This is a genomic window from Mesorhizobium sp. M7A.F.Ca.ET.027.03.2.1, assembly GCF_003999175.1.
Classification (GTDB): Bacteria; Pseudomonadota; Alphaproteobacteria; order Rhizobiales; family Rhizobiaceae; genus Mesorhizobium.
In genome coordinates, this window is record NZ_RZOM01000298.1 from 1 (window position 1) to 6061 (window position 6061).

The window sequence follows — 6061 nt, forward strand, 5'->3', positions numbered from 1 at the left end:
CTCCTGGGCGGGGCAGCACCGGGCATGACCTGGCCGCCCTTGCCACGCTCTCCTTTGTGGCAACGGAGCCCGGATGCATCTACCGGCATATGTTCGACACGGCCTTTGCCGAGGCGGGCGTTGCCGCACCCAGACTTGCCGCCGAGGTCGGTAGCATCGGCGCCATTGCGCGGCTGGTGGCGGCCGGCGCGGGGCCCGCCCTCGTTCCACGCCTTGCCGTCACCGATGCGCTGGCGCGTGGTGAAATCGTCGAACTGCCGTGGCCCGGTCCGATGCGAACCGCGCCGCTGACGATGATCTGGCGGCGCCGGCGCGTCCAGCCGCCGGCACTGCGGCAATTGCTCACTGCCGCGCGCGACACGCTGGTGCCGGTTTCGTCGCCAGCCAAGGCTGGTTCAGGACTTGAATCGGCGAATCGCTCCAAGGCCTTGTTTGCCAACAACTTCTGACGGAGGCAGCGGCGGTTTAGATCAGGCGGTGGCCGCCCTCGACATGCAGCGTCGATCCCGTGGTAAAACCATTACCGATCAGGAATGCGATGGCGTCGGCGATGTCATCGGGTTGGCCGATCCGCCCGACCGGCAGCCGCTCGGCCATCGCGGCCAGGGTCGCGTCCTTGCGATCGCCGGCCACCTGCGCCCAGATCGTGGTGTCGACCCAGCCGGGTGAGACGGCATTGACGCGGATCGGCGCGAGCTCCACGGCCAGCGCACGCACCAGCCCTTCGAGCGCCGCATTGACTGACGCGACGACGGAGCCGCGTGCGGCCGGCCGATAGGCGGCGATGCCGGAAACGAAGGTCATGGAGCCGGTTGTTGCCAGCCGTGGCGCACCGTGCTTGGCGAGCAGCAGCGGGCCATAAAGCTTGCTCTCGACCATTCTTTGCGCCGCCTTCAGGTCAAGCGCCGGCAATAGCTGGTAGGCGCCTTCGATGTCGGCTGCGGTGCTGACGATGTGATTGACGTCGCCGATGCCTGCGAACAGAGCCGCGACCTGGTCTTCGCGCGTGATGTCGACGACGGCCGTCTCCAGCCCGGCGGGATTGCCAAGCGCCTCGCGCGCCTGTCGCAGCCGGTTCTCGCCGCGACCGGCGATGATCACCATGGCCCCAGCCTCAACGCAGCGCCGGGCCAGCGCCAGACCCATGCCGGAGCCGCCGCCGACGATCAGGATTTTCTGATTTGAAATGCTCATTTCGCTCTGCCTTTGCTTGGATGGACAAGGGCAGGGAAATGGCAGTTCGGTGCGGCAAGTGAAAACAGAAGAAACCGATAGCGCTATCGGAAGCGCCGATGATGCAGGGCGATCAGTTGCCGCAAGCAGTGAAGGCAGCGCCCGGGTTCCAGTCCTTGAAAGCGATGGCCTGGCCTTCGACCAAGACGGTCTTGTGCTTGGTGCTGCCGTCCGGCTGCTTTTCGCTGCTGGTGCCTTTGCCGGTCAGCACATTGTACTCGCAGGCGCTTTCGGCATTCTCCTTCAAATAGTCATCATGGCTATAGGCGAAGCCGGCGACGATGAAGGCACCGTTGCGCCAGGCGATGGTCAGCGTCATGTCGGTCCGTTCGCTTCCGACCGGCATCGCTGGCAGGTAGAATTTGATCGAACCGTTGGGCAGCATCGTCAGTTCCGGCTCGGTGTCGGAGTTCTCGTAGCCCGGCCGGTCGTAGCCGTTCCATTCCCCGTGGATCTGCTCGTGCACGATCTCGACAGGCTTGAGGTAATTGTGCTCCTTGTCCCTGAGGAAGAAGTGGACGTCCATCGGCTGGCCGGGCTCGGTCTCGACCACCATGGCAAGATCGACCGCGCCATCGCCGTTGAAGTCGCCAGTCACAGCCGTGACGATTTTCCGGGTTTCGATCGGCTCCGCAAGGGCGAGGCTCGGCAACAGCAAAGATAGAAAAGCGAGCAGCAGAGATTTCATGGTGGCATATTCCCCCAGACTGACACCTTGCGGTCCTATAGCATGGCGGTGGAATATCGCGCGCCCTCTCTTCTCCCCGACGAAGTCGCGCGGATGCTTTCCTTAGCTTGTGGTGACGCAACTGACGAAACTGACAGCGATCTGTGCCACATGCCGGGCCACGACGACGGGCACAATGCGGGGGCAAGACGACAGTGGGAGCAGGAACTATGGTGGCGCGAGCGGCACTGAACAAACAGGCCGGCTAATGGCGCCGGTCAAGGTCGATCCCGACAAGGTGCACGAGTTTCCGGATGCGGGCAGCTTCTACGCGTGGCTCGGCAAGCACCACGCCACGGAAACCGAAGTGTGGATCAAGGTTCACAAGGTGGGGTCGGGACTGAAGTCGATCACGCCGAAGGAAGCCATCGACGTGGTGCTGTGCTTCGGCTGGATCGACGCGGTGCGCAAGGGGCTGGACGACAAGAGTTTCCTGCAGCGCTACACGCCGCGCAGCCGGAAGAGCATCTGGAGCCTGATCAACATCGACAATGTCGCGCGGCTGGTCGAGGAGGGCCGCATGACCGAGCATGGGCTCAAACAGGTCGAGGCGGCCAAGGCGGACGGGCGCTGGGCGCGCGCCTATGGCAGCGGCAAGGAGATGAAGATCCCCGATGATCTGCAAGCGGCCATCGACGCCGAGCCCGCTGCGAAGGCGATGCTCGAAAAACTCAGTGCGCAGAACCGTTTCGCGCTCGCCTTCCGCACCCACAACATGAAGACCGAGGCCGGGCGCAAGAAGAAGATCGAGGCGTTTGTAGCAATGCTGAAGCGCGGCGAGACGATCCATCCGCAAGGCAGGAAGTAAGCCGCTCAGGCTCTTTCTGCGGCGAGGGGTATGCGTTGCGCATGCGGCCCGCCACCCGATTCCTGGGCAGATTGCGATCGGCACTCAGCGTCGCATGAAGTGCTTCAGTATCTGAATCGCCGAATTGTTATAAGCATCTGTTTTTGTGCGGATTTGACAGGTGTCTGTCGCGCATTTCCTCCGGCATTGCGTAGCCAAGAAAAAAGCCGCCCTCGCTTTTGCGAGCGGCGGCCTTTTCCCGGGAGGAAGTCAGGAAGGAGGGGCGATCAAGCAGCCTTGGCGTGCTTGATGGTTCAAAGGCAGATACTATTGGTTCAGGTCGACCGGTGTCACGCCAAGGAGTTTCAAGGCGTTGGCGTAGGTCCTGATGCCTTGGGCCTGCTTTCGCTCGGCACAAAACCGGTTCGCCTTGTCCTGGAGCGCGGTTGCCTCGGCGATCTGGCTTGCGCTGGTGCCTGGGACGGCTTTCGTCTGGATGGCTCCGTCGAGTTGAAGGCCGAGCTGGCTGCAATATTCGCTCCGGGTGACCGCTGCTTCCGCACCCGATTGTGCGACCGTCAGCATGGCGAGCGAAATGCCAGTCAGGGCACCCATCCATCCGGCCGAACGTCGTTGCATGTTTCGGGACCATTTCTTCGCGTTGTGCAGCAGCCCGCTTGACCGCCGCGAGGGTGGTTATGACAGGCGATGTTTTCGCGAGTTTTTCCCGGATGTTGAATCTTGTTTCTGGAGTGTGTCTGGGTGGGGTTGTCCCTTCTCCCCCTGTGGGAGAAGGTGGCCTCGCGAAGCGAGGTCGGATGAGGGGTGTTCCAGGGAACACCAACGTCTCATTCCGCTGGAACACCCCTCATCCGTCTCGGCGCTGACGCGCCGATCCACCTTCCCCACAAGGGGGGAGGCAAGGGCGTTCCGCTGTCTGCGGCGCTTGCGCCTCTTTCTTTGCGGCCATCCTTCGCGTAAGGCGCCGGGCAAATCCTTTCACGCAAGCATATAGCCCGGACACCGCATGATCAGACTTGAAAGCATCAGCAAGCAGAACGGCCGTCAGCTTGTCTTCATCGAAGCGTCGGCGTCCCTGCAGAAGGGCGAGAAGGTCGGCCTCGTCGGGCCGAACGGCGCCGGCAAGACGACACTGTTTCGCATGATCACCGGCCAGGAGCAGCCCGACGAAGGCCAGGTGCAGGTCGATCGCGGCGTGACCATCGGCTATTTCAGTCAGGATGTGGGCGACATGGAAGGCCACAGCGCTGTCGCCGAAGTGATGAACGGCGCCGGGCCGGTGTCCGAAGTCGCGGCCGAAATGGCAGCCCTCGAGGCGGCCATGGCCGATCCTGACCAGGCCGACCAGATGGACGAAATCATCGAAAAATATGGCGAGGCGCAGCACCGCTTCGAGGAACTCGACGGTTATGCGCTGGATGGCCGTGCGCGGGAAGTGCTGGACGGTCTCGGCTTTTCGCAGGAGATGATGGACGGCGATGTCGGAAAGCTTTCCGGCGGCTGGAAGATGCGCGTGGCGCTGGCCCGCATCCTGCTGATGCGGCCCGACGCCATGTTGCTCGATGAGCCATCGAACCATCTCGACCTGGAGAGCCTGATCTGGCTGGAATCCTTCCTGAAAAACTATGACGGCGCGCTGCTGATGACCTCGCACGATCGCGAGTTCATGAACCGCATCGTCAACAAGGTGGTCGAGATCGACGCCGGTTCGCTGACCGCCTATTCCGGAAACTACGAATTCTACCAGCAGCAGCGGGCGATCGCCGACAAGCAGCAGCAGGCACAGTTCGAGCGCCAGCAGGCAATGCTGGCCAAGGAGATTGCCTTCATCGAGCGCTTCAAGGCGCGCGCCTCGCATGCCGCGCAGGTGCAGAGCCGGGTGAAGAAGCTGGACAAGATCGACCGCGTCGAGCCGCCGAAGCGCCGCCAGACCGTGTCCTTCGATTTCCTGCCGGCGCCGCGCTGCGGCGAGGATGTCGTGACGCTGAAGAACGTCCACAAGGGCTATGGCAGCCGCTCCATCTATGAGGGGCTCGACTTCCAGGTCCGCCGCCGCGAGCGCTGGTGCATCATGGGCGTCAATGGCGCCGGCAAATCGACGCTTCTGAAGCTGGTCGCCGGCGCTTCCGAGCCGGACACCGGCACGGTCGCGCGCGGGCCAAGCGTCAAAATGGGTTATTTCGCCCAGCACGCGATGGAGGTGCTGGAAGGCGAGCGCACTGTGTTCCAGACGCTGGAGGACGCGTTTCCGCAGGCCGGCCAGGCGCCGCTGCGGGCCCTTGCCGGCTGCTTCGGTTTTTCCGGCGACGAGATCGAGAAGAAATGCCGCGTGCTGTCAGGCGGTGAGAAGGCGCGGCTGGTGATGGCGCTGATGCTGTTCGACCCGCCCAACCTTCTGGTGCTGGACGAGCCGACCAACCACCTCGACATCGCCACCAAGGAGATGCTGATCACGGCGCTTTCGCAATACGAGGGCACCATGCTGTTCGTCTCGCACGACCGGCATTTCCTCGCAGCGCTTTCCAACCGCGTGCTGGAACTGACGCCCGAGGGTATCCACACCTATGGCGGCGGCTATACGGAATATGTCGAGCGCACCGGCCAGGAGGCGCCGGGGCTCAGGAGCTAGGTAAATGATAAGGGCGGCGTCGGCTCGAAGCCGGCACCGCCCTTTGAATATGGTCCGGCTGGAATGACGGCCTTACTCGAACGAGATGGCCATGCCGCTGAGGTCGGCGTTGACCTGCAGGCCGACTTGCTTGCCCGTGAGTTCGAGTTGGGCGCCCTTGTCATTGGTCATGATGATCACCTGGGCTCCCTTGCCGATCGTGCCGCCGCCGCCGGCTGCTCCGTAGACCCCGGTCACGTCGCGGGCGCGGCGGATATGGCGAACCGTGCCGCGGAAATATGTCTTGGACACGCCGAAAGCCAGGCCTCCGGACACGGCGCCGATCGAGATCGGGTAGCTCTTGCCATGGAAGGTGAAGGTGCCCTTGCCGCCGGAGCCGCCGACGAAAAACGCCGCCTTGTAGACGGCGAAGCGGATCGTGCCGCTATCGGCATGCGCGGCGCTGGCAAAGCCGATGCTCGCGGTGGCGACGGCGGCAACCGCGATGGAACGAAATCCGGATGAAATCTTCATGGTGAGAACTCCTCAATGTCGCCGCTTTGCCGGCCGCAGCGTGGGATCAAAGTTACAACTGAACAGTCTCGCCCGTGATTTGGTTCCAGGCCCCGTAATTTGGTTCCAGGCATGGGCTCGAATCCGGCTGCGGGAAGGCCCGGGGAGAGGG

7 protein-coding genes are annotated in these 6061 nt (G+C 63.1%); 3 read left to right on the forward strand and 4 right to left on the reverse strand.

The genetic code is table 11. The annotated features are described in order from the left end of the window. Positions 1–449 (forward strand): LysR family transcriptional regulator substrate-binding protein (locus tag EN750_RS15055; RefSeq protein WP_145967661.1); only part of this gene is annotated, 449 nt, incomplete at its 5' end. Between the two features lie 16 nt (positions 450–465). On the opposite strand, the gene EN750_RS15060 is transcribed toward EN750_RS15055, so the two are convergent. Next, positions 466–1194 carry an SDR family oxidoreductase gene (locus EN750_RS15060; protein WP_127396890.1) on the reverse strand — a complete coding sequence of 243 codons (729 nt, stop codon included), beginning with the start codon at positions 1192–1194 and terminating at the stop codon, positions 466–468. 112 nt (positions 1195–1306) lie between these two features. Beyond that, positions 1307–1921: a hypothetical protein gene (locus EN750_RS15065; RefSeq protein WP_127396891.1), complete on the reverse strand. Its 615-nt coding sequence runs from the start codon at positions 1919–1921 to the stop codon at positions 1307–1309. Positions 1922–2168: 247 nt separating this feature from the next. Here EN750_RS15065 and EN750_RS15070 point away from each other — a divergent pair, with 247 nt between their 5' ends. Then, entirely contained in the window at positions 2169–2768 is a 600-nt protein-coding gene (locus EN750_RS15070) for a YdeI/OmpD-associated family protein (RefSeq protein ID WP_127396892.1), read from the forward strand. 306 nt (positions 2769–3074) lie between these two features. On the opposite strand, the gene EN750_RS15075 is transcribed toward EN750_RS15070, so the two are convergent. After that, positions 3075–3362, reverse strand: a complete 288-nt coding sequence (locus tag EN750_RS15075; protein ID WP_127396893.1) for a hypothetical protein — start codon at positions 3360–3362, stop codon at positions 3075–3077. A gap of 412 nt (positions 3363–3774) precedes the next feature. Between EN750_RS15075 and EN750_RS15080 the strand changes: the two genes are divergently transcribed. Then, the gene (locus tag EN750_RS15080) at positions 3775–5397 is read left to right on the forward strand and encodes an ABC-F family ATP-binding cassette domain-containing protein (RefSeq protein WP_127267001.1); all 1623 of its coding nucleotides are present in this window, start codon (positions 3775–3777) and stop codon (positions 5395–5397) included. Between the two features lie 72 nt (positions 5398–5469). Here EN750_RS15080 and EN750_RS15085 read toward each other — a convergent pair whose 3' ends face one another. Continuing rightward, a complete protein-coding gene (locus tag EN750_RS15085) occupies positions 5470–5910 on the reverse strand; it encodes a hypothetical protein (RefSeq protein WP_127396894.1) in 441 nt (146 codons plus the stop codon). Between the last annotated feature and the right edge of the window lie 151 nt (positions 5911–6061).

Excerpts from the sequence above, each read along its gene's own strand:
- EN750_RS15070 (WP_127396892.1), top strand. The coding sequence starts at position 2,169 with ATGGCGCCGGTCAAGGTCGATCCCGACAAGGTGCACGAGTTTCCGGAT.
- EN750_RS15075 (WP_127396893.1), bottom strand. The coding sequence starts at position 3,362 with ATGGGTGCCCTGACTGGCATTTCGCTCGCCATGCTGACGGTCGCACAA.
- EN750_RS15065 (WP_127396891.1), bottom strand. The coding sequence starts at position 1,921 with ATGAAATCTCTGCTGCTCGCTTTTCTATCTTTGCTGTTGCCGAGCCTC.
- EN750_RS15060 (WP_127396890.1), bottom strand. The coding sequence starts at position 1,194 with ATGAGCATTTCAAATCAGAAAATCCTGATCGTCGGCGGCGGCTCCGGC.
- EN750_RS15080 (WP_127267001.1), top strand. The coding sequence starts at position 3,775 with ATGATCAGACTTGAAAGCATCAGCAAGCAGAACGGCCGTCAGCTTGTC.
- EN750_RS15085 (WP_127396894.1), bottom strand. The coding sequence starts at position 5,910 with ATGAAGATTTCATCCGGATTTCGTTCCATCGCGGTTGCCGCCGTCGCC.